The 24670-nt window shown below is 55.4% G+C and carries 23 protein-coding genes; 12 read left to right on the forward strand and 11 right to left on the reverse strand.

The window, feature by feature from the left end; genetic code table 11:
• Nucleotides 1-119: 119 nt before the first annotated feature.
• Both K0I31_RS01370 and K0I31_RS01375 read left to right on the forward strand, forming a co-directional pair.
• Nucleotides 120-731 (forward strand): thiol:disulfide interchange protein DsbA/DsbL, encoded by a 612-nt coding sequence (locus K0I31_RS01370; RefSeq protein WP_011864071.1) that lies wholly within the window; start codon nucleotides 120-122, stop codon nucleotides 729-731.
• Between the two features lie 337 nt (nucleotides 732-1068).
• Nucleotides 1069-1281, forward strand: a complete 213-nt coding sequence (locus K0I31_RS01375) for a DUF1107 domain-containing protein (protein ID WP_011864072.1) — start codon at nucleotides 1069-1071, stop codon at nucleotides 1279-1281.
• Nucleotides 1282-1363: 82 nt separating this feature from the next.
• Here the strand turns inward: K0I31_RS01375 and K0I31_RS01380 are convergent, their stop codons facing one another.
• Nucleotides 1364-1570: a cell division protein ZapB gene (locus K0I31_RS01380; RefSeq protein WP_011864073.1), complete on the reverse strand. Its 207-nt coding sequence runs from the start codon at nucleotides 1568-1570 to the stop codon at nucleotides 1364-1366.
• A gap of 186 nt (nucleotides 1571-1756) precedes the next feature.
• On the reverse strand, nucleotides 1757-2038 hold the full coding sequence (locus tag K0I31_RS01385; RefSeq protein WP_220079648.1) for a Rho-binding antiterminator: 282 nt from the start codon (nucleotides 2036-2038) through the stop codon (nucleotides 1757-1759).
• 96 nt (nucleotides 2039-2134) lie between these two features.
• On the opposite strand from K0I31_RS01385, the gene K0I31_RS01390 reads away from it, so the two are divergent.
• Nucleotides 2135-3022 (forward strand): DUF1223 domain-containing protein, encoded by an 888-nt coding sequence (locus tag K0I31_RS01390; RefSeq protein WP_220079649.1) that lies wholly within the window; start codon nucleotides 2135-2137, stop codon nucleotides 3020-3022.
• Nucleotides 3023-3089: 67 nt separating this feature from the next.
• On the opposite strand, the gene K0I31_RS01395 is transcribed toward K0I31_RS01390, so the two are convergent.
• Nucleotides 3090-3680: an outer membrane beta-barrel protein gene (locus K0I31_RS01395; RefSeq protein WP_041406277.1), complete on the reverse strand. Its 591-nt coding sequence runs from the start codon at nucleotides 3678-3680 to the stop codon at nucleotides 3090-3092.
• Nucleotides 3681-3865: 185 nt separating this feature from the next.
• Here K0I31_RS01395 and K0I31_RS01400 point away from each other — a divergent pair, with 185 nt between their 5' ends.
• Nucleotides 3866-5209 carry an esterase/lipase family protein gene (locus tag K0I31_RS01400; protein WP_220079650.1) on the forward strand — a complete coding sequence of 448 codons (1344 nt, stop codon included), beginning with the start codon at nucleotides 3866-3868 and terminating at the stop codon, nucleotides 5207-5209.
• A gap of 172 nt (nucleotides 5210-5381) precedes the next feature.
• Entirely contained in the window at nucleotides 5382-6473 is a 1092-nt protein-coding gene (locus K0I31_RS01405; protein ID WP_220079651.1) for a branched-chain amino acid aminotransferase, read from the forward strand.
• Between the two features lie 43 nt (nucleotides 6474-6516).
• Here K0I31_RS01405 and K0I31_RS01410 read toward each other — a convergent pair whose 3' ends face one another.
• From K0I31_RS01410 to K0I31_RS01430, 5 genes are all read right to left on the reverse strand, one after another.
• Nucleotides 6517-6921, reverse strand: coding sequence for a hypothetical protein (locus K0I31_RS01410; protein ID WP_220079652.1), 405 nt, complete (start codon nucleotides 6919-6921; stop codon nucleotides 6517-6519).
• A gap of 231 nt (nucleotides 6922-7152) precedes the next feature.
• Complete coding sequence (locus K0I31_RS01415) at nucleotides 7153-7842, reverse strand: GntR family transcriptional regulator (protein WP_434086906.1); 690 nt, start codon at nucleotides 7840-7842, stop codon at nucleotides 7153-7155.
• A 205-nt stretch (nucleotides 7843-8047) separates the two neighbouring features.
• Nucleotides 8048-8995 (reverse strand): 1-acylglycerol-3-phosphate O-acyltransferase, YihG family, encoded by a 948-nt coding sequence (yihG, locus tag K0I31_RS01420; RefSeq protein WP_220079654.1) that lies wholly within the window; start codon nucleotides 8993-8995, stop codon nucleotides 8048-8050.
• A gap of 24 nt (nucleotides 8996-9019) precedes the next feature.
• Nucleotides 9020-9904, reverse strand: a complete 885-nt coding sequence (gene yihG, locus K0I31_RS01425; protein WP_220072833.1) for a 1-acylglycerol-3-phosphate O-acyltransferase, YihG family — start codon at nucleotides 9902-9904, stop codon at nucleotides 9020-9022.
• Between the two features lie 115 nt (nucleotides 9905-10019).
• Complete coding sequence (locus K0I31_RS01430; RefSeq protein ID WP_220079655.1) at nucleotides 10020-11540, reverse strand: YifB family Mg chelatase-like AAA ATPase; 1521 nt, start codon at nucleotides 11538-11540, stop codon at nucleotides 10020-10022.
• A 329-nt stretch (nucleotides 11541-11869) separates the two neighbouring features.
• Here K0I31_RS01430 and paeA point away from each other — a divergent pair, with 329 nt between their 5' ends.
• The gene (gene paeA / locus K0I31_RS01435) at nucleotides 11870-13195 is read left to right on the forward strand and encodes a polyamine export protein PaeA (protein WP_011864090.1); all 1326 of its coding nucleotides are present in this window, start codon (nucleotides 11870-11872) and stop codon (nucleotides 13193-13195) included.
• A 28-nt stretch (nucleotides 13196-13223) separates the two neighbouring features.
• On the opposite strand, the gene K0I31_RS01440 is transcribed toward paeA, so the two are convergent.
• From K0I31_RS01440 to ilvY, 3 genes are all read right to left on the reverse strand, one after another.
• Nucleotides 13224-14057, reverse strand: coding sequence for a GGDEF domain-containing protein (locus K0I31_RS01440; RefSeq protein WP_150100002.1), 834 nt, complete (start codon nucleotides 14055-14057; stop codon nucleotides 13224-13226).
• 217 nt (nucleotides 14058-14274) lie between these two features.
• Nucleotides 14275-15066 carry a substrate-binding periplasmic protein gene (locus K0I31_RS01445; RefSeq protein ID WP_258406150.1) on the reverse strand — a complete coding sequence of 264 codons (792 nt, stop codon included), beginning with the start codon at nucleotides 15064-15066 and terminating at the stop codon, nucleotides 14275-14277.
• An 85-nt stretch (nucleotides 15067-15151) separates the two neighbouring features.
• Nucleotides 15152-16036 carry an HTH-type transcriptional activator IlvY gene (gene ilvY, locus K0I31_RS01450; RefSeq protein ID WP_011864093.1) on the reverse strand — a complete coding sequence of 295 codons (885 nt, stop codon included), beginning with the start codon at nucleotides 16034-16036 and terminating at the stop codon, nucleotides 15152-15154.
• Between the two features lie 192 nt (nucleotides 16037-16228).
• On the opposite strand from ilvY, the gene ilvC reads away from it, so the two are divergent.
• The 6 genes from ilvC (at nucleotide 16229) to ilvA (ending at nucleotide 24623) form a co-directional block, all read left to right on the forward strand.
• Nucleotides 16229-17710: a ketol-acid reductoisomerase gene (gene ilvC / locus K0I31_RS01455; RefSeq protein ID WP_220079656.1), complete on the forward strand. Its 1482-nt coding sequence runs from the start codon at nucleotides 16229-16231 to the stop codon at nucleotides 17708-17710.
• 508 nt (nucleotides 17711-18218) lie between these two features.
• Nucleotides 18219-19892, forward strand: coding sequence for an acetolactate synthase 2 catalytic subunit (gene ilvG, locus K0I31_RS01460; RefSeq protein ID WP_220079657.1), 1674 nt, complete (start codon nucleotides 18219-18221; stop codon nucleotides 19890-19892).
• On the forward strand, nucleotides 19889-20158 hold the full coding sequence (gene ilvM / locus K0I31_RS01465) for an acetolactate synthase 2 small subunit (RefSeq protein ID WP_144203851.1): 270 nt from the start codon (nucleotides 19889-19891) through the stop codon (nucleotides 20156-20158). Before ilvG ends, ilvM begins: the two co-directional genes overlap by 4 nt.
• Nucleotides 20159-20184: 26 nt before the next feature.
• Entirely contained in the window at nucleotides 20185-21108 is a 924-nt protein-coding gene (locus K0I31_RS01470; protein WP_220079658.1) for a branched-chain amino acid transaminase, read from the forward strand.
• 112 nt (nucleotides 21109-21220) lie between these two features.
• Complete coding sequence (gene ilvD, locus K0I31_RS01475; RefSeq protein WP_220079659.1) at nucleotides 21221-23071, forward strand: dihydroxy-acid dehydratase; 1851 nt, start codon at nucleotides 21221-21223, stop codon at nucleotides 23069-23071.
• Nucleotide 23072: 1 nt separating this feature from the next.
• Entirely contained in the window at nucleotides 23073-24623 is a 1551-nt protein-coding gene (gene ilvA, locus K0I31_RS01480; protein ID WP_220079660.1) for a threonine ammonia-lyase, biosynthetic, read from the forward strand.
• Nucleotides 24624-24670 lie beyond the last annotated feature (47 nt).

The following is a 24670-nucleotide window of genomic DNA, read 5'->3' on the forward strand; positions in this document are numbered from 1 at the left end:
TTTGGCTGTAATTTGTAACAGAAAAATGAACTTATCCGCTTGAGGTGGACTCCAAACCACTTTAAGGTATGGTCAATCTTTTTGTCATAGTGGTGCTGAGGCACTGTTAAGGAAGCATAATGAAGAAAGCGTTATTGGTAGCACTGGCACTCTTAGTTGCCCCTATGGCGGCACTGGCCGCCGACTACAAAGAGGGAGTTCATTACACAGTGATCAACGATGGCCCAGCTACGGCTAAGCCTGAGATCGCCGAGTTTTTCTCTTTCTACTGCCCACATTGCTACAACTTTGCCAAGACTCAGGTGCCTAAGATCAAGGCTAACCTGCCAGAAGGCGTGGTGTTTAAGCAGAACCATGTTGAATTTATCGGTCGTGAAATGGGCCCAGAGATGTCTCGTGCCTTCGCCGTAGCGAATCAGCTGAAGGTTGAAGACAAGATGGAACACGCGCTGTTTGCCGCTATCCACGACAAGAAGCAACGTTTCGTTAGCCGCGACGATATCCGTCAGCTGTTCATCGCCAATGGTGTAGATGGCAAAGATTTCGATGCCGCCGCTAACTCTTTCATGGTGAGTGCGCAGATGGCGCAGATGAAGCGTGCAACCGAGAATGCCAAGCTCTCTGGCGTACCTGCCCTGGTCGTTAACGGCAAGTACCGTGTCGAGACTGGTGCGATTAAGTCTTACGACGAGCTGCTACAGATCGCTTACTACCTGACTAGCTTGAAGTAATCGGCAGTCGGTTATCGAAAGGGGCTTAGGCCCCTTTTTTGTTGCCCAGAATAAAAAAAACCGTATTTCCGGTCGCTGTGGAAATACGGTTATTGAGCTAAAAAGCTCTATTTACCCTGAGTAACTGCTCCAATCTACCAGTGTGTCAAAAATTTGGCAAGCGCCAATTTTTATTTCACCTAGTCTATTAGTCTGATAGACAAGGTAAATTTTTAGCACTATGGCGCGCGGGTCAAATTTTGCGAAAAAAATGCTCATAAAATTGAAACTAACATGGTAAAAGACCTGTCGAATCTAAGTATAAAAATAAGAACGCAGAGTCTTGCTTGGAGGTCTCATGAGAGTTTTTCCTGTCTACGCGCCGAAATTGATTGTCAAACATGCCCGCATCTTTGTTTCTGGGGTGATCTGGGTGAAAGACCTGGGACGATTAGAGTTCGAGAAAGGAAAATTTTTGCTGCCGCGTCAGAGCCTGCCTCAGGTAAAACGCGCCATCATGGAATTGAATGAAATGATTGAGCACCAACATAACGAGGCGAAGACGGCTTAGGTCTTCGCGCATCGAACGCGCTTATCAATAGAGCCTCAGGCTCCTTGTATAAGCGCCTCTATTCTGAAGTTAGTCGCTAAGGTTATTCGCTAACTTCGTCGTTCAGCAGACCCACAAGCCCGGTAACTTTCTCGTTCCAAGAGGTGAGATCTTGGCTCAGCTGTTGGTTTTGTTCGTTCAGGGTATGGTTCTTCTGCTTCTCTTCTTCAAGCTCCATTTTCAGTAGCTCAATGGTTTCGAGTGCCGCTTGGATTTTTGTCTCCAGCTTGGACAGTAGTTCAAGGCTCATGGGGAGGTCCTAATAGTTTCTGGATGGTGCTTCGATTCTATCAGTGCGGCTATCTGAGTGAATAGCTAATTCGTGCTAAATGTCTAAAAATCCATCTATATATGGATTAAACATTGTTTATTTCGTCGGCGCGGCGAGCATCCTACCTTAAAGGGCCAGTAGCCGACCCGTCGGCGAGCTCTGCCGTTAATCTTCTCGTGACCTGTCTGCCGGTGCGATCACCACACGATCGAACGCCGCGCCCTGGGTTAAGGGGGTGATGGCCTGAATATTATCCAGGCGGATCGCCTGCTCGCCCGCCTCGTTTCTCACGGTCAGGTACTCGCTCTTATCCGCCTGGGTGGTGAGTGTGATGGCGGTGGCCCTCATCTCCCCGGCCGAGGTCTCGATAAGCAGCTGATAACCCCTGATGCAGGCCAGCTCCAGGTGGTCGTGAACATGACAGTCTATGATGCGATAGGGTTGCATAGGATTTCCTTAAGTTAACGCGTGCGTCCTTGAACGTAAATGGCGCGGCGCCGGGTCTATTGAGTAGACATATATCCTCTTGGAGGAGAAGCCGCCTTGAGTAAAGTCGCCCTCTTGTTCATGTTGAGCCTGTTGGCTCATCCCACTTTTGCGGCTCAGACGCTGACGCAGTTTCATAAGCGCAGTGGTGAGCAGCAACCTCTGGTGGTCGAGCTGTTTACCTCCCAAGGCTGTAGCAGCTGTCCGCCCATGGAGCGATGGCTCTCGGGATTCAAACAAGAGACCGGCCTCTGGCACTATTATTTCCCGCTGGCGTTTCATGTGACCTACTGGAACTACCTCGGCTGGAAAGATCCCTTCGCTAAACGCGCCTTCAGTCAACGCCAGTATGATTACCTCAATCACAAGGGGATTTCCCAGGTCTATACGCCGCAGCTGGTGATCAATGGCCGCGAGTGGCGCCCTGGCGGGCAGGCGCTGCTGCCCGATGAGTCCGATAAGCGAGCGATAGTGGGCAGATTAAGTCTGACCATAACGGGGCAAGAGTTTACGGCCAGCTTCGACAGCCGGTTGCCGAGCAATCAAGGGCTCACCCTGCACCTTGCCCTGCTGGGCAGCGGGCTGACGACTCGGGTGGGTCGGGGAGAGAACAGAGGTAAACATCTAGTGGAAGACTTCGTGGTCTTGAGCCACGGGCGTTATTCGGCGTTAGCTAGCCAGGCCCTAAATGACCAGGTCTTGCTTGATCAGGCATCAGTTGAACAGGGCTCGGCTAAACAGGCTTTGGTTGGACAGGCTTTGGCTGGACAGGCTTTGACTGGAAAGAGTTGGGATAAACAGACCGTCACCTTTAGCGGGCGCATTGAGCCGCTCGTTAAGGCGGATAATGCGCCTAAGCGTTTGGCCTGGGTGGCCTGGATCGAACAAGAGCATATCCCCTTGCAGGCCGTGGGTGATTGGCTGCTGGTCGAGGAAGCTGATTGAGTGGCAGAATTAGCGAACATCACCCAATAAAAAAGCCCCTTGCGGGGCTTTCTCGTAAAGACTCGGTTTAGAAGCGGTAGTCTACAGACAGGTAAACCTGTTGGCTGTCATCCAGTGAGAATGATGCCTTGTCGCCAGCGTCTGACGCGAAGCTTCTCTCATAGTCTTGCTTCAGGTAACGGTAGCCGATCTCTGTGCTCAGGCTGTCGTTGATCTTGTACATGAACCCTGTTTGACCACCCCATACGAAGCGGTTCTTAGATTCCAGTACGTCTGTGTCTGGGCTCACATGGTTCACACCGGCTGTCGCACCGATAAACCAGTTGAACTTGTTGTTTGCATCCAGGCCAACCAGGTAGTCGTAAGACATCAAGAAGCTCTGCTGCTTAGCGAAGTCATCTGAGTTGTAAGAGTAAGTACCGTATACGCGGTTGTTGTCATTGAGGTAAACACCGCCACGTAGCTCATAGATCATGTCGCTATCTGAATCTTTGAAGGTGCCCTTGCTGAAGCCAGGATCGACCGCTTCGGTGATCTCTGCCTTGTAGTTGTTCTCTTGTGAACCGATACCGCCACCGATGAACCAATCTGCGGCCATAGTTGGCGCTGACAATGCTGCGGTGATGACTGCGGCTACTGCTAATGTCTTCTTAGTCATAATATGCTCTCTTTTAAAAGGTGGTGTTGTTTTCGTTGAGGGCATAGTAAGTTAGCCTTGCTGAACCAAAACTGAATGAGATCTGCAAGTTAGTTTCTATTTGTCTTGCCGATAGGTGGATTACTTGTGTGACGAAATGAGCGGACTACTCCTGTGAGTGGGCCGTTTGATAAAGGAGTGAAACCATGAAATTGGTGTTTGTACATGGATGGAGTGTCACCACTACCCAGACCTATGGCGAGTTGCCCCAGGCGCTGCTTAAGCTGGCCCCCGAGGCCTTGGCCCTGGATATTCAGCACATCTATTTAGGGCGCTATATCAGCTTCAACGACGCGGTGACGCTTGAGGATCTCAGCATCGCCTTCGAGGCCGCCCGCCGCGCCGAGCTGGGGGATGAGCCCTTCTCTGTGATAACGCACTCCACAGGTGGCCCCCTGATGCGCCACTGGTTGTGTCGCTACTTTAAGAATGCCGAGTCGGCGCCGCTGCAGCACCTGATCATGCTGGCGCCTGCCAATCATGGCTCGGCATTGGCACAGCTGGGTAAATCCAGGGTGAGCCGGCTCAAAGCCTGGTTCGATGGTGTTGAGCCGGGTCAGCGGGTGCTGGACTGGTTGGAGCTGGGCAGCGACGGACAGCACGAACTCAACCTGAGCTGGCAGCAAAAGGACTGGTTAGGCGCCGGTGTCTATCCCTTCGTGCTCACCGGAGAGGCCATAGACGGTGCGCTTTACGACTATATGAACAGTTACACCGGCGAGGTTGGCTCCGACGGTGTGGTGCGGGTGTGCGCCGCCAACATGAACTTTGTCTACGCCAAGTTGGAGCAGCAAGCTGGGCTTCAGTGCGAGAGTTTCGATGGTGAGTGCACTGAAACTCTGGCGCTAACGGAGCTCACCCAGGCCGTTGAGCCTTGCGTCCTAGGGATTGTGCCTAAGGCGAGTCATAGCAATCGCAAGATGGGGATCATGAACTCAGTGACCCAGCGAAATGCCGCCAATAAGCCCGTGGTTGGCGACATCCTGGACTGCCTGGCGGTTACTGATCGCGAGAACTACCGTCAACTCAGGGAGCAGATGACGGTGGCGTCGGAGGCGAGCCGGAAATCGCCGCGCTTCTGCATGCTGGTAGTGCGGGTGTTCGATAATCTGGGTCACAGGGTGACCGATTTTGACTGCTATCTGCTGGCGGGTGATGAGTATCACGCCTCGAAGTTACCCCGCGCCATGGTGCTGGATAAGCAGCGCAACAGCGTCAACGGTAACGTGATCACCTTCTACCTGGATGCCAACAAGCTCTCCAAGATACGCGCTGGCAAGCTGGGGCTTAAGCTAACCCCAAGGCCCGCAGAGGGTTTTTGCCATTACAAGAGCGCCGAGTTTCGCTGCGAGCCCGAGCAGTTATCCCAGCTTTTTGGCGCCGACCAGACCCTGATGCTGGATATTCAGCTCGAGCGCTATATCGCCCCCAATACCTTTAGTTTTGCTAAGATTGGCGAGAAAGAGAGTTTTAAGGATATCGTGCCCTAGGGCTTCTCGAAAGCGACTCGGGTACCCGGTGACTTGTCTGCTCGACTTGCCTTTTGCTGTCTTAAAATCTGTACTCTGACTAGGATGAAGAATTTCGTGCCAGACCGCTTATGGCTTGACTTTAAAGCAGGGCGTCCATAGTCTGCTAGATCAGTATTCAAGGTGGTATGCAATGCAAATAAATTATAATTTAAAACCTGCGTCTGAACGCCGAACACAGCAGTTTAAGCCCGAGACCAATGTTGGCTTTGGCAATCTTAGAACTGACCATATGTTTTTGATGGATTACCGCGATGGGGAGTGGCGGGATCCTAGGGTAGTCCCTTACGGACCATTCGAGATGGCACCGGGTGCCATGGCACTGCACTATGGTCAGTCCATCTTCGAGGGGGCTAAGGCCTTCATGCATGATGATGGTGAGATCTATACCTTCCGATTAAACAAGAATGCCGAGCGTCTCAACCTGAGTGGCGAGGTGGTCTGTATTCCTCCTGTCCCCGAGGCGATGCAGCTGGCGGGTATCAATGCCCTGATCGATGTCGACAGGCTGTGGTTTCCGATGCAGGATGGGGCCTGTCTCTATATTCGTCCCTTCGTGTTTGCCACCGAAGACAGACTCTCGGTGAGCCCGAGCCAGCAATACACCTTCTGTGTCATGTTGAGCCCGAGTGGCGCCTATTATGCCGATGGCTTCGATAAGGCGATTCGCCTGCTGATCACCGAGCGATTCCACCGCGCGGTATCGGGTGGTACCGGCGCCTCAAAGGCGGCGGGTAACTATGCTGCCTCGCTCAGGGCGGGTAAGGCCGCAGCGGAATATGGTGCGGCCCAGGTATTGTATCTCGATGCCAACAACAAGCAGATCGAAGAGGTGGGTGCTATGAACCACTTCCATGTGCTTAAAGATGGCACCATCATCATACCTAAATTTACCGACACCATTTTGAAGTCGATTACCTCGCAATCCATCATGGAGCTGGGGGAAGCGCTCGGCTGTGAGGTGCGCCAAGAGACGGTCATGCTGGACCAGTTTATTGCCGATATCGAATCTGGCGAGATCGTCGAGGCCGGTGGCTTTGGTACCGCGGCCGTGGTGTCGCCTGTGGGCTCCTATATTTTCGAAGACCATAGAGTATTGACGGTTGGCGATGGTCAGGTGGGCGAGCATACCCGCCGCATCTATCAGGTGCTGACGGATATCCAGAAGGGTAAGCGTCAGGGCCCTGAAGGCTGGATGCAAAAGGTTGAGCGCGTTGCGCTTTAACTCTTGAATCTGATATGAAAAAGGCGCCTACGAGGCGCCTTTTTTAATTGAACATCACGGTGGCGGAGACCCGCACCGGCTGGGCAGACTTATTGTCGACTGTGGCGTTAAATCTCTGCTCGCTAAATCTGGCTAGCAGAGCTTCTTTTTGCTCGGGTGAGATGGATAGATCGTCGAGTTCGAGATCCACTAACTGCCCCGAAGGATTGATGCCAAAGCTGATATTGAGTTTCTGTTTTTGTTCGATCAATCCCTGCCAATTCAGGGTGTTGTTTTGGATAACCCAATACTTGCTTAGCTGCGCTGGAGTGACCTCTAGATAGTCTCTCTCTGGCTGAGCGATGAGATTGCTCTGACAGGCTGAGACAAATAGGGGGAAGGTGATTAGCGCAAGTAAGCGGAAAAGCGATGACGGTTTTTGTCTAGCGATAAAATGGACTGGATTCACAGCGACTACTCTCTGCCAATGCATATCTATGCATTTAGTTTGGTCATTCAGGCAGGCAAGTATATTAACATTTAGTTAAAATTTGTAGTCAAATTTATGACATTTACAATAATTTGGCGTGAAGATTGAGTGACATCTGATTTTAAAGAGAAAAGGCCTTGCCGGAAGGGAGGGGCAAGGCCTTTTCAAGTCGATGCCAACGCGTGTTCGCTGGCATGAACCCGGTTAGCGCTACTCTGCCTGTAGCGCCTTAAGTCGTTTCTCTGTGTTGATTCGCCCCTGTTCGATATGACGGCGCATCAAGAGGCTGGCCAATTCGCCATCGCCAGCGGCAATGGCTTCGACTATGCGTCTGTGTTCGGCGATCGCCCTGGTCGGCCGGCTCTCGCTGGTGCATTGATAACGATACATGCGCAGCAGGTGGTAGAGGTTACCGATCAGCGTTTCCTGCAGGTGGCGACTGCCGCTGGCGCGTATGATGCGGTAGTGGAAATCCACATCACCATCTTGTTGAAAATAGGTGTCGCCCTTGGCCAGTGCCGCTTCCTGGTTATCCATCAGGCGTTGCAGCTGCATCAGTGCCGTCGGCGTAATATGTTTCGCGGCCAGCTCGCAGGCCATGCCTTCCAACACGCTGCGCAGACGGTAGAGGTCGTTGAGTTCATCTATCGACAGCTGTGCGACGCGGGCGCCGACATGGGGAATTCTGACGACGAGGCGGCGACGCTCCAGGGTTAGCAGGGCTTCCCGGGTGGGGCCGCGGCTGATACCGTAGCGTTGGGCAAGCATCTGCTCGTTGATCTTACTGCCGGGGGGCAGCTCTCCCTTGATGATACTGGTCTGGATCGCCTGTAAGGCCTTATCCGCCAGGGTGAGTGCGGGCGTCTCTGTGTCTAATGTGGATAAGGCATCTAACGCCATGGGCTTGCTCATTAAGGGATTGGATGAGTCATGAAATTAGTGCGGCAAGCATAGATTGTCAACAATCTATGGCTAAAACTTAAGTCTAACGCAAGTTTTTAACCGTTATTTCTGTGGGTTACTGAGGCTTGGCAGGTTTGGTTAGTTGATTTTGTTGACAACTTGAGGCATTCGCCGCTTGGGAGGGCGGCGAATGGGGCTAAGGCTAGCGGCTCTCGGCCAGGGAGCGGGTCTCTTCGCTAACCAGCTGATCTGAGTTGTAGCGGGTCAAGATCTGGTGAATTTGCTCATCTTTCTGCTGCCAGACGCCGTTGAGCCAACGCTGGAACTGGGCACGACACTCGGCGTCGTTGAAATATTGCTGATCGTCCACCTCAGGCACCGGCATAGATTCGATGCGCACCACGATACGTTTCACCTTGCCGTGCATCACTTCAGATAGTGTGTTGTCGGCCGAGTCGGGATAGACCAGGGTGACGTTAAGCAGGCTGGTAAACTGTTCGCCCATGGCCGAGATGGTAAAGGCGATACCGCCCGCCTTGGGGCGCAGCAGGTAGCGGTATGGAGAGCGCTGACGTGCTTTCTTCTCTAGGGTGAAGCGACTACCTTCCACATAGTTGATGATAGAGGTAGGGACAGTCTTAAACTTCTCGCAGGAGCGGCGGGTGGTCTCTAAGTCCTTGCCCTTGAGCTTCGGATTCTTACGCAGTTGCTTGGCGCTGGTGCGATTCATGAAAGGCATATCCAGTGCCCAGCAGCCGAGGCCGAGGAAAGGCACATAGAGCAGCTCTTTCTTCAGGAAGAACTTGAGCATGGGGATGTTGTTGCGCAGCACATAGGTGAGGGCTGCGATGTCGAATCCGCTGAGGTGGTTGCTGATCAACAGGTACCAGCCATCTTTCTTCAGTCCTTCCAGGCCTTCGATGTCCCACTCTATCTTGGCGATCAAGAACAATATGCCACCGTTAATGCAGGCCCAGCTCCACATGCAGCGATTCATCAGGTGCGAAAGGCCGGTTCTCAGAGGCGCGATCGGCAACAGCAGCTTAATCAAACCGCCGATGCAGATGATGCTGCTCCAAATGACGGTGTTGATGATCAACAGCGTCAGGCTGAGCACGAATAATAGCGGGCCGGGTAAAAAATTTAGCATCTTTCTAAAACACCTTCTCTGCGGTTATTGCTCAGCCATTTGGGTTAACATGGCATCCTTCTCTTGCCAGATGCGATTGAGCTGTTCCTGGAAACTGATCTTGTAGGCACGATCGTTGAGGTAGTCGCCGCGCATCTCTGGAGCGATATCGCTGACCTTGATGTGTACCCGGATCTGTTTGACCTGCCCCGAGATGAAGTCCCAGAAGCTGGGGGTCTTGTCCGGATAATAGATGGTGACATCGACTAGCTTGTGGATCTGATCGCCCATCGCCGACAGGGCGAAGGCCATGCCGCCCGCCTTAGGCTTGAGCAGATGGTTAAACTCTGAATTTTGCTTCTTGTGTTTCTCGGGTCTAAAGCGGGTGCCCTCGACAAAGTTCATCACACTGACCGGCTTAGTCTTAAACTTGGCGCAGGCCTTACGGGTGATCTCGATATCTTTGCCCCTGAGCTTTGGATTCTTGCGTAGCTGGGCGCTGCTGTAGCGGCGCATGAAGGGGAAGTCCAGCGCCCACCAGGCGAGGCCTAGCACAGGCACGTAGAGCAGCTCCTGCTTCAGGAAGAACTTCAGGAAAGGGATCTTATGATTGAAGATACGCTGCAGGACTAAGATATCGACCCAGGATTGGTGGTTGGCGATCACCATGTACCACTCCTTGGGGGAGAGGTCGCTGTCGCCTTCAACCTGAACATCTACCCGATGGAACAGACGTTCGATTAAGGTGTTAACGCTGATCCAAGCGGTCGCGCAGTGATCCAACAGGTAGCTACACAGGGTACGTAGCGGCGTGATAGGGATAAGTTTTATTATACTTACCAATAAGATAGGTATTACCCAGAAAAGGGTGTTGATGACATAACAGCTAAATGCCAAGCTGCCTCTTATTAGTGATAGCGCCGCGCCCATTAAAGCCCCCATAAAAAATTCGGAGACCTATGTTACTCGCCTGAGCCCATTAGCTCAATCTTATCCTGTTCATCTTGCCGAGATAACCCTGTTTTACCTAAGGGTATAATTGGCCTCAATAAGGCGTTTTCAGACTATTGAGCAGGCGATCCATGGCGCGATAGCCAAGCGCCTGGGCGATGTGGTGGCGAGCGACATCTCTGCTCTGATCAAGATCCGCTATGGTACGGGCGACCCTCTGCAGCCTGTGATAGCTGCGCACCGAGAGCCCGAGCTGGTTGACACTCTGCTCGAGAAACTCGAGATCCTGCTGGCTGAAGCCTGCGGTTTGCGTGAGCAGTTTGCCGCTCAGCTCGGCGTTAAGCACCCCGGCGCGGCTCAGCTGGCGCTCCCTGGCCTGATGCACTCGCTGAGCAACATCTCGGCTGGTTTCACCACGCTGACTGCTGGTGAGTGTGCCTTGGGGAAGACGGGGGACCTCTATGGTGAGATCGAAGCGATCTATGAAGGGCCCCGAAAGTCTGGCGAGATAGCGCTGGATCTGATCCGGGGTGGCCCTGGCGTTGGCACTGTCGCCGCAGGGGCTGGGGTTCATGGCGGCGATCAACTGAAAGCGGCTGGCAAAGGTGAGCTTGGCGGCGGCGCGGGAGATCACCACCTCGCCTGTCTCCATCGGCTCTCGCAGGCAGTCGAGTACCTTGCGGGGAAACTCGGCCACCTCGTCGAGGAAGAGCACACCCCGATGGGCCAGGGAGATCTCGCCCGGCTTGGGATGGCTGCCACCGCCCACCAGAGAGATGGCCGAGCTGGTGTGGTGAGGGCTGCGAAAGGGGCGCCGATAAAAGGCCTGCATGGGAATGCTGAGCCCCGCCACCGAGTGAATGGCGGCAACCTCTAACGCCTCGTCATAGTCCAGTGGCGGCAGCAGCTGCATCATGCGGCTGGCCAGCATCGTCTTACCCGTCCCAGGAGGGCCGAGAAACAACAGGTTATGATTGCCTGCGGCGGCGATCTCCAGGGCGCGTTTGGCCTGGTACTGGCCTATCACATCGCTGAGGCACTTGTGGTCGGTATCAGCCTGAGTATCCAGCCACTGCAGATCTTGGGTCAGGCCGGGCAGCGAAGTCTGACCGTGCAGGTACTGGGCTAAGCCTTGCAGATGGGCGGCGAAGAAGCACTTTCGATAACCGACCAGCTCGGCATCACCTCGATTCTCCAGGGGGAGGACTAAGGTCTTGTCCTGTTTACGGGCATCTATGATCACCGGCAAGATGCCGCTGCAGGGCCTTATCTGCCCGGAGAGGGCCAACTCGCCGATGAACTCATGATCCGCCAAATGGGTATCGGGCACCTGCTTGGAGGCGGCCAGTATGCCGATGGCGATGGGGAGATCGTAACGGCCCCCCTGTTTGGGCAGATCGGCGGGAGCAAGATTGACGGTTATTCTGCGCTGAGGAAATTCAAACCCGGCGTTGATCAGGGCGCTGCGCACCCGCTCCTTGGCTTCCTTGACCGAGGTTTCAGGGAGTCCCACCAGGTTGAAGGCGGGCAAGCCATTGCTGAGATGCACTTCGACCGTGACTTCGGGAGCTGCCACGCCCAGGCTGGCGCGCGTGGTGACGCAGGCGATGGCCATAAACAAATCCTTTTGTTTTTGTTATTAAACCTGAAAGAAAGTGTAGCAGGAATACATTTTTTAGGCGTTTTGTACAAAATTTAGTTGCCTATTGGCCAATTTCTGATAAAAGGTGCTCCATATTCTCTGCCGTCTCTTATTGCGGCACTGTTCCCGCCAATTCGGCATCTTGAGGTGGTATCTCAATCACGTCTTATGAAGGCGTAAGTCACTATAATGGTCGGCGTCTTCACACTGCATACATCATTTAGGGTTAATGTCTCTTAGTCCCCATCCCTGGGGAGCGCTTGGCCGTTGCCGGCCTGTCTGAGCTTTAGGTTAGGTTTAAAATGAGTCTACTAGATAACATGTTGATTATTTTGCTGTTAATCGGCACCAGTTGTTTCTTTTCCATGTCGGAGATCGCCCTGGCGGCGGCACGTAAGATCCGTCTGCGTCAGCTGGCCGACGAGGGAGATCCCCGCGCGGAAAGGGTGTTGCAGCTGCAGGCCCATCCCGGCAGCTTCTTTACCGTGGTGCAGATAGGGCTAAACGCGGTGGCGATCATGGGTGGTATCGTCGGTGAGTCGGCCTTTACCCCTTATATCAGGGCGGGGCTAGAGTCCTGGGTGGCCGATCCTTGGCTCAGCCAGCTCAGCTTTGTGTTGTCATTCATCATAGTGACCAGCCTGTTTATTCTGATCGCCGACCTGATGCCTAAGCGAGCGGCTATGGCGATGCCCGAGCGGGTGGCGCTGGTGCTGGTGGGGCCCATGACCTTCTGTATCCGCCTGTTGACACCCCTGGTTTGGGTGTTCAACGGTCTGGCCAATGCCATCTTTCGTCTGCTGCAGATCCCCACGGCCCGTAACGATCAGGTGACCTCTGACGACATCTATGCGGTGATGGATGCCGGCGCCGAGGCGGGCGTGCTGGATAAGGATGAGCAGCAGATGATCGAAAACGTGTTCGAGATGCAGACGGTTCCTGTCACCGCGGCCATGACGGCGCGGGAGAGCCTGGTTTACTTCCTGCTGCAGGACGATGAGGAGGTGATCAAACGCAAGATAGCCGAAGATCCCCATACCAAGTTTCTGGTGTGCGATGGTCAGCTGGACACCATCAAGGGGGTTGTCGACGCCAAGGAGTTGTTGATTCGGGTGATCAATGGCCAGAGCATCACCCTTAAGGACAGCACCTTGGTACACAACTGTTTGATCATCCCTGATAGCCTGAGCCTGTCGGAGTCGATGGAATATTTTAAGAATCACAGGGCCGATTTTGCCGTGGTGATGAACGAATATGCCCTGGTGGTCGGCATAGTCACCACCAATGATCTACAGAGCGCCGTGATGGGCGCCTGGTCACTCCATGAGAGCGAGGAGCAGATTATCGCCCGGGATAAAGATTCCTGGCTGGTGGATGGTGTGACGCCCATTACCGATGTGATGCGCGCCTTCGGTATCGAGGCCTTCCCCCAGAGTCAGAACTACGAGACCATTGCCGGCTTCATGATGTTCATGCTGCGTAAGATCCCCAAGCGCACCGATTTTGTGAATTTCGGTGGCTACAAGTTTGAGGTGGTGGACATCGATGCCTATAAGGTGGATCAGCTGTTGGTCACGCGCATCCCCGCCGAGGCGACGCCGCCCCTAGTGGCGGCAGTCGAGCAGTAATAAGCCGTGTGACAGCTGCTAGACAATCTCAGGGGCTGAACTGCCCCAGAGGCGCTGGCATGTCGGTCACCTGTGAGAAGGTCTCATAGTCACTGTTATTCTGTTTACTGCGATACATGGCGATGTCGGCATGCTTCATCAGGGTCTTCCTGTCATCGCCATCTTGGGGGTAGAGGGCGATGCCTATGCTGATGCCGACGGCGAGCAGATGGCCCTCGCAGTGGATATCCTCTATCACCGCCTTTTGGATCTGCTTAGCCAGACGCTGCGCCTGGCCAAGCTCGCTCTTGGGCAAGAGCACGGCAAACTCATCGCCGCCCAATCGCACGGGTAGTGCCTGGGGCGGCATGATGCGCTCGATACGGTAGGCGATGATCTCCAGCACCTTGTCACCGGCATCGTGGCCCAGGTTGTCGTTGATCATCTTGAAGTCGTTGAGATCCATCATGATGAAGCCGAAGGGAGAACCATTCTCCTTGATCAGCCGCTCCATGGTTTCATACAGCATGTGGCGGTTGGGCAGATCGGTCAACGAATCGTGATAGGCCTGATAGTGTTTATCTTCCAGCGTGTCTTGCAGCTTGACTATGGTCTTCATGCTCATCTTGACCACCAACCAGACGAAGGCGCCGCCGGCGGAAAACACCAGAGACACCACGGTTTCCAGCGGGCCGGTTTCCCGATTGAGTAGCATCCACAGAAATCCCAGGTAGCCGAAAATAAACATGCCAATCATAAATAGCAGCAGGTGCCAGCCTTGGGTCTGTGGCGGTTTCAGCTGGCAGATCTGATAGGTAGGAATGAGTGATGCGAGCAGTCCCATCAAACCGATCAATACGATAAAAATGGCAAAGGCGGTCATGTCTCCCCCTTTCGGCGCATTGGCGTTGAGTGTGTCATTCCTTGGCATGGACGTGTCGACTTAGTTTTGGAGTAAAGGTCACGTCGGGTTCGCCAACTGCTTGAAAGTCTTGTGGCTGAGATGTCGGTATTAAGTATAGGCTAAGTTGGCTACAAGGTAGGTGGCCGCTCGGCTTATCTCATCGCCCACGCAATAATTTTAGTGCAATAGGTTTGACTCAATAGGTTTGACTCAGTAGCTGCAGGTGATGCTCGAGTAGGGGGCGTAACTTGCCCTGTTTGTTGAGGCTGTCGACCTTGGCATCGAACAGCTGCTTGATGGTCTCTTTGTGGGGCGAGTTCTTCGAGATCAGCATATAGAAGGGTTCGGGCTTGGCGTTGGGGGCTGTGATGCCGGCAAGCCGGGTGTAGAAGTCTTCCATCTTGTTGATGGCCAAGGTGCCGCTGAGTGTCTCCTTGCGGGCGAGGAAGAACTGGCAGCGCTTCTTGGTGAGCATCTCGGGCAGGTGAGCCAGACTGCGGATCTGAAACAGGTGAAAGTCGGGCTTGAGGCCGAAGTTTTCATAGTTGAAGTTCTTGATACCGCACACGCTGCCGTAGTGGTTGAGCTCTTCGAGGCGCTGCACTTCTACCCCCTTGGGAAAGTCTGACTTGAGGTAGTAGTAGCTGGGGGTCAGATAATAGTAGGGGGCGGAGATCAGATAGTCACGGCGACGCTCGCTGTTAAGCGACGCGCTCATGGCCGCATCGACCGTGCCCTGTTTGACCTCCTTGAGGCAACGATTCCAGGGCAGGGCGATCACCTTATGGCTCAGCACGCTCTGACCGAAGGTAAGGTTGAGTATGTCGATGTCGTAGCCAATGCTGCGGGGCTCCACGCTCTGGTTACGGTCGAAATAGTTGAAGGGAGGAAACTCGGTGTTTTCGACGCATATGGTGACAGAGGCCGTGGCCAGGGCGGGAAGGGCCGAGAATAACAAGGCGAAGCCACAGCATAAGCGAGTGGCCAAGCGTCCCCATGACACCATAGCTAACCTCTTGAAAATTCTTCGATGAAATCAGTATAGCAGAGGCCTGCTTTAAGCAAGTTTTTTGCTAGTTGACCGCATTGAGTTCTTTGACGAAGGCGGCGATCACCGGCTCATCTTCACGGCTTTTCTTGCTGCAACAGCCCAGCTCGAAGGGGGGGATGGCGACCGGCGAGCTAAGCTGCTGGATCCTGTCTTTCACCGGGCTGTTTTGAATCACCACCTCGGGGGTGATGCTCACCCCACAGCCCAGCGCCACCATGGAGGCGATAGCCTCCTGCCCCGAGACCTGGGCATAGACATTGGCACTTAGCCCTAACTGCTTGAACCAATTCTCGATTCTTAGTCGTCCCGGGCCATGTTCCGGCAGGATGAAGGGCAGGCGATCCCAGGGAATATAGGGCTCGGTCAGCAGCTCCTGCACCGCGCATTTGAAGGTAGGGGCGATGATCACCAGGGGTACATTGTCTATCTTGATGAAGTGCAAGGATTCGGGCAGGGACTCGGGCTTGGCGGCGATGCTGATGTCGGCGCGGTTCTGCCGCACCATCTCTACCGCGTTGGCGGCGTCCCCCGTGGTGAGGGCGATCTCCACCAGGGGATGTTCGTTACGAAAGCGATCCAGCAGTGCCGGCAGATGACTATAGGCGGCAGTGACCGAACAGTAGATGTTGAGGCGGCCGCGCAGCAGATCTTGTTTGGGATCTAGCCTGTGTTTCAACTTGCTCCAGTTATCCAGAGTCTGCTCGGCAAAGTGGCGATACTCCACTCCGGCATTGGTGAGGGTCACGCTGCGATTGTCGCGCTCGAACAGCTTGGCACCTACCTCTTCCTCCAGGCGCTGCATGGCGCGGCTCAGGGTAGAGGGGCTGACATGCATCTGCTGGGCGGTGCGGGCAAAGTGCAGGCTGTTGCTCAGGTGCAGATAGAGTTTGATGGTACGAATATCCATGGTGACGCCTTACCTTTTCAGCTTGATTCGAGAGTGAAATCGGCCCTTGTTGTATTGCAAAAAGTGCAACGTGATGTTTCGAATATATCATTTTAAGCAATAAAAGACATGAGCTATAGTTGATCTCATTCACAGCTTGGCCAAGGCGGTTGAGCCCATTTTCAACGGTTTCGTTTAAAGGTAGGGAATCTGATGGCTAATTACTTTAACTCTCTGAATTTACGCCAACAATTAGAGCAGCTTGGCCAGTGTCGTTTTATGGACCGCAGCGAATTTAGTCAAGGCTGTGACTATATCAAGGGCTGGAATATCGTCATCCTTGGCTGTGGCGCCCAAGGCCTTAACCAGGGCCTCAACATGCGCGATTCTGGCCTGAATATCTCCTTTGCCCTGCGCGAGCAGGCGATTGCCGAGCAGCGTCCTTCCTACCAGAAAGCTACCGGCAACGGTTTCCGTGTCGGCACCTTCGAAGAGCTGATCCCTGATGCGGATCTGGTGCTTAACCTGACCCCAGATAAGCAACACACGGATGCGGTTAATGCCGTGATGCCACTGATGAAGCAGGGCGCGGTACTCTCTTATTCTCACGGTTTCAACATAGTGGAAGAGGGAATGCAGGTGCGTCCCGACATCACAGTTATCATGGTGGCACCTAAGTGTCCGGGTACCGAGGTGCGCGAAGAGTACAAGCGTGGTTTCGGTGTACCTACCCTGATCGCCGTGCACCCAGAAAACGATCCTAAGGGCGATGGCCTCGAAGTGGCCAAGGCCTATGCCAGCGCTACCGGTGGCGATCGCGCCGGCGTGCTGCACTCCTCTTTCATCGCCGAGGTGAAGTCAGACTTAATGGGCGAGCAGACCATCTTGTGTGGCATGCTGCAAACCGGTGCCATCCTGGGTTATGAGAAGATGGTGGCCGATGGTATCGAGCCTGGCTATGCCGCCAAGCTTATCCAGCAAGGTTGGGAGACCACTACCGAAGCGCTTAAGCATGGTGGTATCACTCACATGATGGATCGCCTCTCAAACCCTGCCAAGATAAAGGCATTCGAGATGGCCGAGGAGCTCAAGGCTATTCTGCAGCCACTGTTTGAGAAGCATATGGACGACATCATCAGCGGTGAGTTCTCTAAGACCATGATGGAAGACTGGGCCAACGACGATGCCAACTTGCTGAAATGGCGCGCCGAGACCAATGAAACTGGCTTCGAGAATGCCCCAGCATGTGATGAGGCGATCGATGAGCAGACCTACTTCGATAAGGGGATCTTCCTGGTCGCCATGATCAAGGCGGGTGTGGAACTGGCCTTCGATACCATGGTGTCAGCCGGTATCGTCGAAGAGTCGGCCTACTATGAGTCGCTGCACGAGACACCGCTGATCGCCAACACCATCGCCCGTAAGCGTCTGTACGAGATGAACGTGGTGATCTCAGATACCGCCGAATATGGCTGTTACCTGTTTAACCACGCAGCCGTACCATTGCTGCGTGACTATGTGAATCAGATGTCTCCCGAGTACCTGGGCGGCGGCCTGAAAGAAAGCGGCAACGGCGTCGACAACCTGCGTCTGATCGAGGTGAACGATGCTATCCGTCACACTGCGGTTGAGTACATAGGCGCCGAGCTTCGCGGTTACATGACCGAGATGAAGCGCATCGTAGAAGAAGCTTAATTATCAATACATTAATCTACGAATTTGTAGTGGTTGGGCCGTGTTTTCTCAGTTTCGAATTGTCGGACTTGGGCCGGCCCAAGAGTCAAACCCAAGAGTCACATGAGTAGGGAAATATCTGGTCTTGATTGGCTTGCTAGCGCTGCCCAAGACGCCTGTGAACAGGCTTTTTACAGATAGTCGCAGGTTTTGGTTGTGTTATTCGTTGGCTTTGTGGTATTGATTAAAAGGTCGGCTAAATTGAGTCGACCGAGATACAGAATTTAAGCAAACAAAGATTAGGAAACTGAAAGACACCATGTTTAACCAAGCTGCCCTCCTCATTATTGAGATTATTACCGTAGTGATTATTAAATCACAGCGGGGGCATCGCATGGCGCGTCGACACACCTAATCAGGTCAAGATTGCAACGAGAACCCCCGCTCCGAAAGGACCGGGGGTTTTTTGTTTTTAGCACTCATGACTTGCTTAACCCAGAAAAACACTTAATTACGCAGGATAGGGCAGATGGAACAAGGGCAGAAGATCAGAGGCGCAGACGCCGTCATCAAGGCATTGGCCGCGCACGGCGTGACCACGGTATTTGGTTATCCAGGTGGCGCCATCATGCCCATCTACGATGCCCTGGTTGGTGCGCCGGTTGAACATCTGCTCAGTCGTCATGAACAAGGTGCAGCCTTCGCCGCCGTGGGTTATGCCAGAGCCAGCGGTAAGACGGGTGTCTGCTTCGCCACCTCGGGCCCAGGGGCGACCAACCTGGTGACCGCCCTGGCCGATGCCCTGCTCGATTCTGTGCCCCTGGTCGCCATCACGGGTCAGGTGTCTACCGCGGTGATCGGTACAGACGCGTTTCAGGAGATCGACGTGCTGGGCATGTCGCTCTCCTGCACCAAACACAGCTTCATGGTGACAGATGTCGAGGAGCTAGTGCCTACACTGTATCGCGCCTTCGAAATCGCCGCCTCTGGCCGCCCCGGCCCTGTGCTGGTGGACATACCCAAAGATATCCAGATCGCCCTGCTGGACTACAAGGCGCCGCTCCAAGCGATACAGCCCGAACCCCAAGTCGACCCTAGCCTGATCGAGTCTGCTAAGAATTTGATCGCCCAGGCCCAGCGCCCCATGCTCTACGTGGGCGGTGGTGTCGGCATGGCGGGCGCGGTCGAGCAGCTGCGGGACTTCATCAAACAGAGCGGCATGCCCTCGGTCGCGACCCTCAAGGGACTCGGCAGTATAGCCCATGACCACCCAGGTTATCTGGGCATGTTGGGCATGCACGGCGGTAAGGCGGCCAACCTGGCGGTGCAGGAGTGCGATCTGCTGCTGGTGGTCGGCGCCCGTTTCGACGACAGGGTCACCGGTCGTCTGGCTAGCTTTGCCGAGCATGCCAAGGTGGTGCACCTGGATATCGATATCGCCGAGCTGGGTAAGCTTAGACGCCCCGATGTGGCCATCGCCGGGGATCTGCGTGAGATCTTGCCTGCGTTGGCGCAGCCGCTGGAGATAGCGCCTTGGCTGGCCGAGGTGGCCAGATTGAAAGCCCTGCATGCCTGGAGCTACGACAGACCCGGTGAACTGATCTTCGCGCCTAAGTTGCTCAACCGTCTGGCGGCTAAATTGCCTGAGGACAGCGTGGTGGCCTGCGACGTCGGCCAGCATCAGATGTGGGTTGCCCAGCATATGTGGTTCAGACGCCCCGAAGATCACCTCTCCAGCGCAGGCCTGGGCACCATGGGGTTTGGTTTGCCGGCGGCGATCGGCGCCAAGGTCGCCAGACCGGACGCCTGTGTGGTGGCGGTCTCAGGCGATGGTTCTTTCATGATGAATGTGCAGGAGCTGACCACCATCAAGCGACGTCAGATCCCGCTCAAGATCCTGCTGATCGATAACCAGAAACTGGGGATGGTGAAGCAGTGGCAACAGCTATTTTTTGAAGAACGTTTCAGCGAGACAGACCTTTCCGACAACCCGGACTTTGTCACCATGGCCTCGGCCTTCGACATCCCGGGTCGCACCATCACCCAGGCGGGTGAGGTGGAGTCGGCGCTCGATGAGATGCTCGATGCAAAGGGGCCTTTCTTATTGCACGTAAGAATCGACGAGGCCCACAACGTTTGGCCTTTGGTGCCGCCCGGCGCCAGTAACCGCGACATGATGGATGAGATGGAGAAGCAGACATGATCTATAACCTAGCCTTAACCTTAGCCCAGCAACCCGAGGTGGTAGAACGTGTCCTGCGAGTCACACGCCACCGTGGATTTAAGGTCACCGAGATGGATATGCACCTGGGTGACAATGGTACCACCCGGCTCGGCATGGTGGTGGAGAGCGAGCGCGCGCTCGAGCTTCTGAGCCATCAGCTGAACAAACTGATCGATGTCACCGAGTGCGAGGTCCTTTCGGCCAAGCCCGCCGCGACAAGATACCCCCAACACGCAAGCGCCTAAGACGCGAAACAGACAGGTGAGAGAAGATGGCCGCAAAAACAGCAGAGTTGATTTGGTTTAATGGAGAGATCATGCCTTGGGGGGATGCCAAGGTACACGTGATGTCGCACGCCTTGCATTACGGCACCTCGGTGTTCGAGGGGATCCGCGTCTACGACACGCCACAGGGACCGGCGGGATTTCGCCTAACCGACCATGTGCAGCGCCTGTATGACTCGGCCAAGATCTATCGCATGCCTGTGCCCTATTGTTTCGATGAGACCATGCAGGCCTGTCGAGACATAGTAAAGAGCAACAAACTCGACGCCGCCTACATTCGTCCCCTGGTGTTTTTCGGCGACGTCGGCATGGGGATCACCCCGCCTAAGGATGCGAAGTGCGATCTCATGGTGGCCGCCTTCCCTTGGGGCGCTTACCTGGGGGAGGGCAGCATGGAACGCGGCGTCGATGTGGCCGTGACCTCCTGGAATCGTCTGGCGCCGAATACCATACCTACCGGTGCCAAGGCGGGTGGTAACTATCTATCTTCCTTACAGATCTCCACCGAGGCCAAGCGTAACGGCTTCGATGAGGGGATCGCCTTGGACGTCAACGGCCTGGTGAGCGAAGGCGCCGGTGCCAACCTGTTTGTAGTGAAGAAGAACAAGCTCTATACCCCGCCAGCCACCGCGGCCATCCTGCTAGGGATCACCCGTGACTCCATCATTACCATGGCGAGAGACCTGGGGTATGAGGTGGTTGAAGAGCCTATGTCGCGTGAGTTTCTCTACCTGGCAGATGAGATCTTTATGACAGGAACCGCCGCCGAGATAGTGCCGGTGCGCAGCGTCGATCGCATCGAGGTGGGCGCCGGTGGCCGCGGCCCAGTGACCCAGGCCTTGCAGGCGAGCTTCTTCGGCCTGTTTAATGGTGAGACCCAGGATAAGTGGGGCTGGTTAGAGCCGCTTTAAGGCGCAAACCACAGCAATTAAGATAAGATTAAAACCTCGACGGTGGATTTGTCGTCGAGGCTCCAATTTAGCTCAGGTGGCTCGGCCGCCAACGCAACAGAAGGAAAGTGTCATGGCAAAACTACGTTCAGCTACCAGTACTCAAGGGCGCAACATGGCCGGAGCTCGCGCCCTCTGGCGGGCGACCGGGGTAAAAGACAGTGATTTTGGTAAGCCGATTGTCGCCATTGCCAACTCCTTTACCCAGTTTGTGCCGGGGCACGTGCACCTCAAGGATATGGGCTCGCTGGTGGCAGGTGCCATCGAAGAGGCGGGCGGTATCGCCAAAGAATTCAATACTATCGCCGTGGATGATGGCATCGCCATGGGCCACGGCGGCATGCTCTACTCCCTGCCATCGCGTGAGCTGATCGCCGATAGCGTCGAGTATATGGTCAATGCCCACTGCGCCGACGCCCTGGTGTGTATCTCCAACTGTGACAAGATCACCCCAGGCATGCTGATGGCGGCGCTCAGACTCAACATCCCCGTGGTGTTTGTCTCCGGCGGCCCCATGGAGGCGGGTAAGACCAAGCTATCGGACAAGCTGATAAAACTGGATCTGGTGGATGCCATGGTGGCCGCGGCTGACGATCGCGTCTCGGACGAAGACAGCGAGAAGATAGAGCGTAGCGCCTGCCCAACTTGTGGCTCCTGCTCGGGCATGTTTACCGCCAACTCGATGAACTGCCTGACCGAGGCCTTAGGCTTGTCGCTGCCGGGCAATGGCTCGTTGCTGGCGACCCACAGCGATCGCCGCGAACTCTTCCTTGAGGCCGGTCGCCGGGTGATGGCGCTGGCCAACCGTTACTACCTCGATGATGACGATTCGGCGCTGCCACGCAATATCGCCAGCTTCAAGGCGTTTGAGAATGCCATGGCACTGGATATCGCCATGGGCGGCTCATCCAATACCGTATTGCACCTTCTGGCCGCGGCCCAAGAGGCCAAGGTGGACTTCACCATGGCCGATATCGACCGCCTGTCCCGCCAGGTGCCGCACCTGTGTAAGGTGGCGCCGTCGACCCCTAAATATCATATGGAAGATGTGCACCGCGCCGGTGGTGTGATGGGCATCTTAGGTGAGCTGGACAGAGCCGGCCTGCTGCATACGGATGTCAGCCATGTGGCGGGTGTGAACCTCAAGGCGGTGCTGGCCCAGTATGACCTGGTCCAGACCCAGGATGAGGCGGTTCAGCAGTTTTATGCCGCCGGCCCTGCCGGCATCCCCACCACTAAGGCCTTCAGCCAGAGCTGTCGTTGGCCGAGCCTGGATGTGGATCGCCAAGAGGGCTGTATCCGCACCCGCGAATTTGCCTTCAGCCAGGAGGGCGGCCTGGCGGTACTGTCCGGCAACATCGCGGCCGATGGCTGTATCGTGAAGACTGCCGGGGTCGATGAGGCTAACCATACCTTCGTCGGCCATGCCCGCGTGTATGAGAGCCAGGACGACGCCGTGGCCGGCATCTTAGGCGGCGAGGTGGTTGCCGGTGATGTGGTAGTGATCCGTTACGAAGGCCCTAAAGGCGGTCCCGGCATGCAGGAGATGCTCTATCCCACCAGTTACCTGAAATCTAAAGGGCTGGGCACCTCTTGTGCCCTGATCACCGATGGGCGCTTCTCAGGTGGTACCTCAGGTTTGTCCATCGGCCATGTATCGCCTGAGGCCGCGGCCGGAGGCACTATCGCATTGGTGGAAACCGGCGATCGTATCGAGATCGATATCCCTGCACGCTCTATCACCCTGGCGGTGAGCGACGAGGTGCTCGAGACTCGTCGCCAAGCCATGCAGGCCCGTGGCAAGCAGGCCTGGAAGCCGGTTAATCGTGAGCGCAGCGTGTCGCTGGCGCTGAAAGCCTATGCCATGCTCGCCACCAGTGCCGATAAGGGCGCGGTGCGCGACGTCAGTAAGCTGGAGGATTAGTATGTTGGCCCTTGCCTCTCAGTCTCAGCTGGATCTCGCTCACTATTATCTGCAGAAGATCTTGCTGTCGTCGGTTTATGATGTCGCCAAGGTGACGCCGCTTTCCAGCCTCAATAAGCTGTCGGCACGCCTCGGCTGTCAGGTATTTCTCAAGCGTGAAGATATGCAGCCGGTACACTCCTTTAAGCTGCGCGGCGCCTACAACCGTATCGCCGAGCTGAGTCAGGAGGAGTGTCAGCGGGGCGTGGTGTGCGCCTCGGCGGGAAACCATGCCCAGGGGGTCGCCATGTCGGCCTCGGCGCGCGGGGTGAGCGCGGTGATCGTCATGCCCCAGACTACGCCGGATATCAAGGTGGATGCGGTGCGTCGCCTCGGTGGCACTGTGGTGCTGCACGGCCAGTCCTTCGACATGGCCAACGAGCATGCCCAGCAGCTCGCCCGCGATGAGGGGCGCATCTATGTGGCGCCATTCGACGATGAGGCGGTGATCGCCGGGCAAGGCACAGTCGCCCAGGAGATGCTGCAACAGCAGCGGGATCTCGAGGTGGTGTTCGTGCCCGTGGGCGGTGGCGGCCTGATCGCCGGGATCGCGGCCTACTATAAGGCGGTGATGCCCCAGGTGAAGATCATAGGCGTCGAGCCAGAAGACTCGGCCTGCCTCAAGGCGGCCCTGGAGGCCGACGAGCGGGTGGTGCTGTCTCAGGTGGGCTTGTTTGCCGACGGTGTGGCGGTGAAGCAGATCGGCGCCGAGCCCTTCAGGTTGGCCCGCGAGTATGTGGATCAGGTGGTGATCGTCACTTCCGATGAGATCTGCGCCGCGGTGAAGGATATCTTCGAGGATACCCGCGCCATTGCCGAACCGGCGGGGGCGCTGTCTCTGGCTGGGCTAAAGAAATATATCGGCGACGAGGGAAAGGGGCAGAAGGTGGCGGCCATTCTCAGCGGCGCCAACGTTAACTTCCATAGCCTGCGTTATGTGTCCGAGCGTTGCGAGCTAGGTGAACAGAAGGAGGCGATTCTGGCGGTGAAGGTGCCGGAGCGTCCGGGGATCTTCTTGCGCTTCTGTGAGCTGCTTGAAAAGCGCGCCATGACAGAGTTTAACTATCGCTTTTCCAGCCGCGAGAAGGCGGTGGTGTTTGCCGGTATTCGCCTGTCTCACGGTCAGGCGGAGCTGGATGAGATAGTGGCGCGGCTCGAGGGCGACGGCTTCGAGGTGCAGGACTTGTCTCACGACGAGACGGCCAAGCTGCACGTGCGCTACATGGTCGGCGGCCTGCCGCCCGAGCCGCTGCAGGAGCGTCTGTTCAGCTTCGAGTTTCCCGAGCATCCCGGCGCCCTGTTTAAGTTTCTCACCACCCTGCGCAGCAAGTGGAACATCAGCCTGTTTCACTACCGCAACCATGGCGCGGCCTACGGGCGGGTGCTGGCCGGTTTCGAGGTGCCCGAGAGCGATAGCGTCGCCTTCCAGCAGTTTCTTACCGAGCTGGGCTTCGTCTATCAAGAAGAGACCCAAAGCCCGGCCTATAAGCTGTTTCTGGATAATCGCGACTAATGTTTTTTGCTGTCGCGAGCAGAGACAAACTTTAACGTTAAAGGGGC

The sequence above is a fragment of the Shewanella spartinae genome (genome assembly GCF_019457555.1).
GTDB lineage: Bacteria > Pseudomonadota > Gammaproteobacteria > Enterobacterales > Shewanellaceae > Shewanella > Shewanella loihica.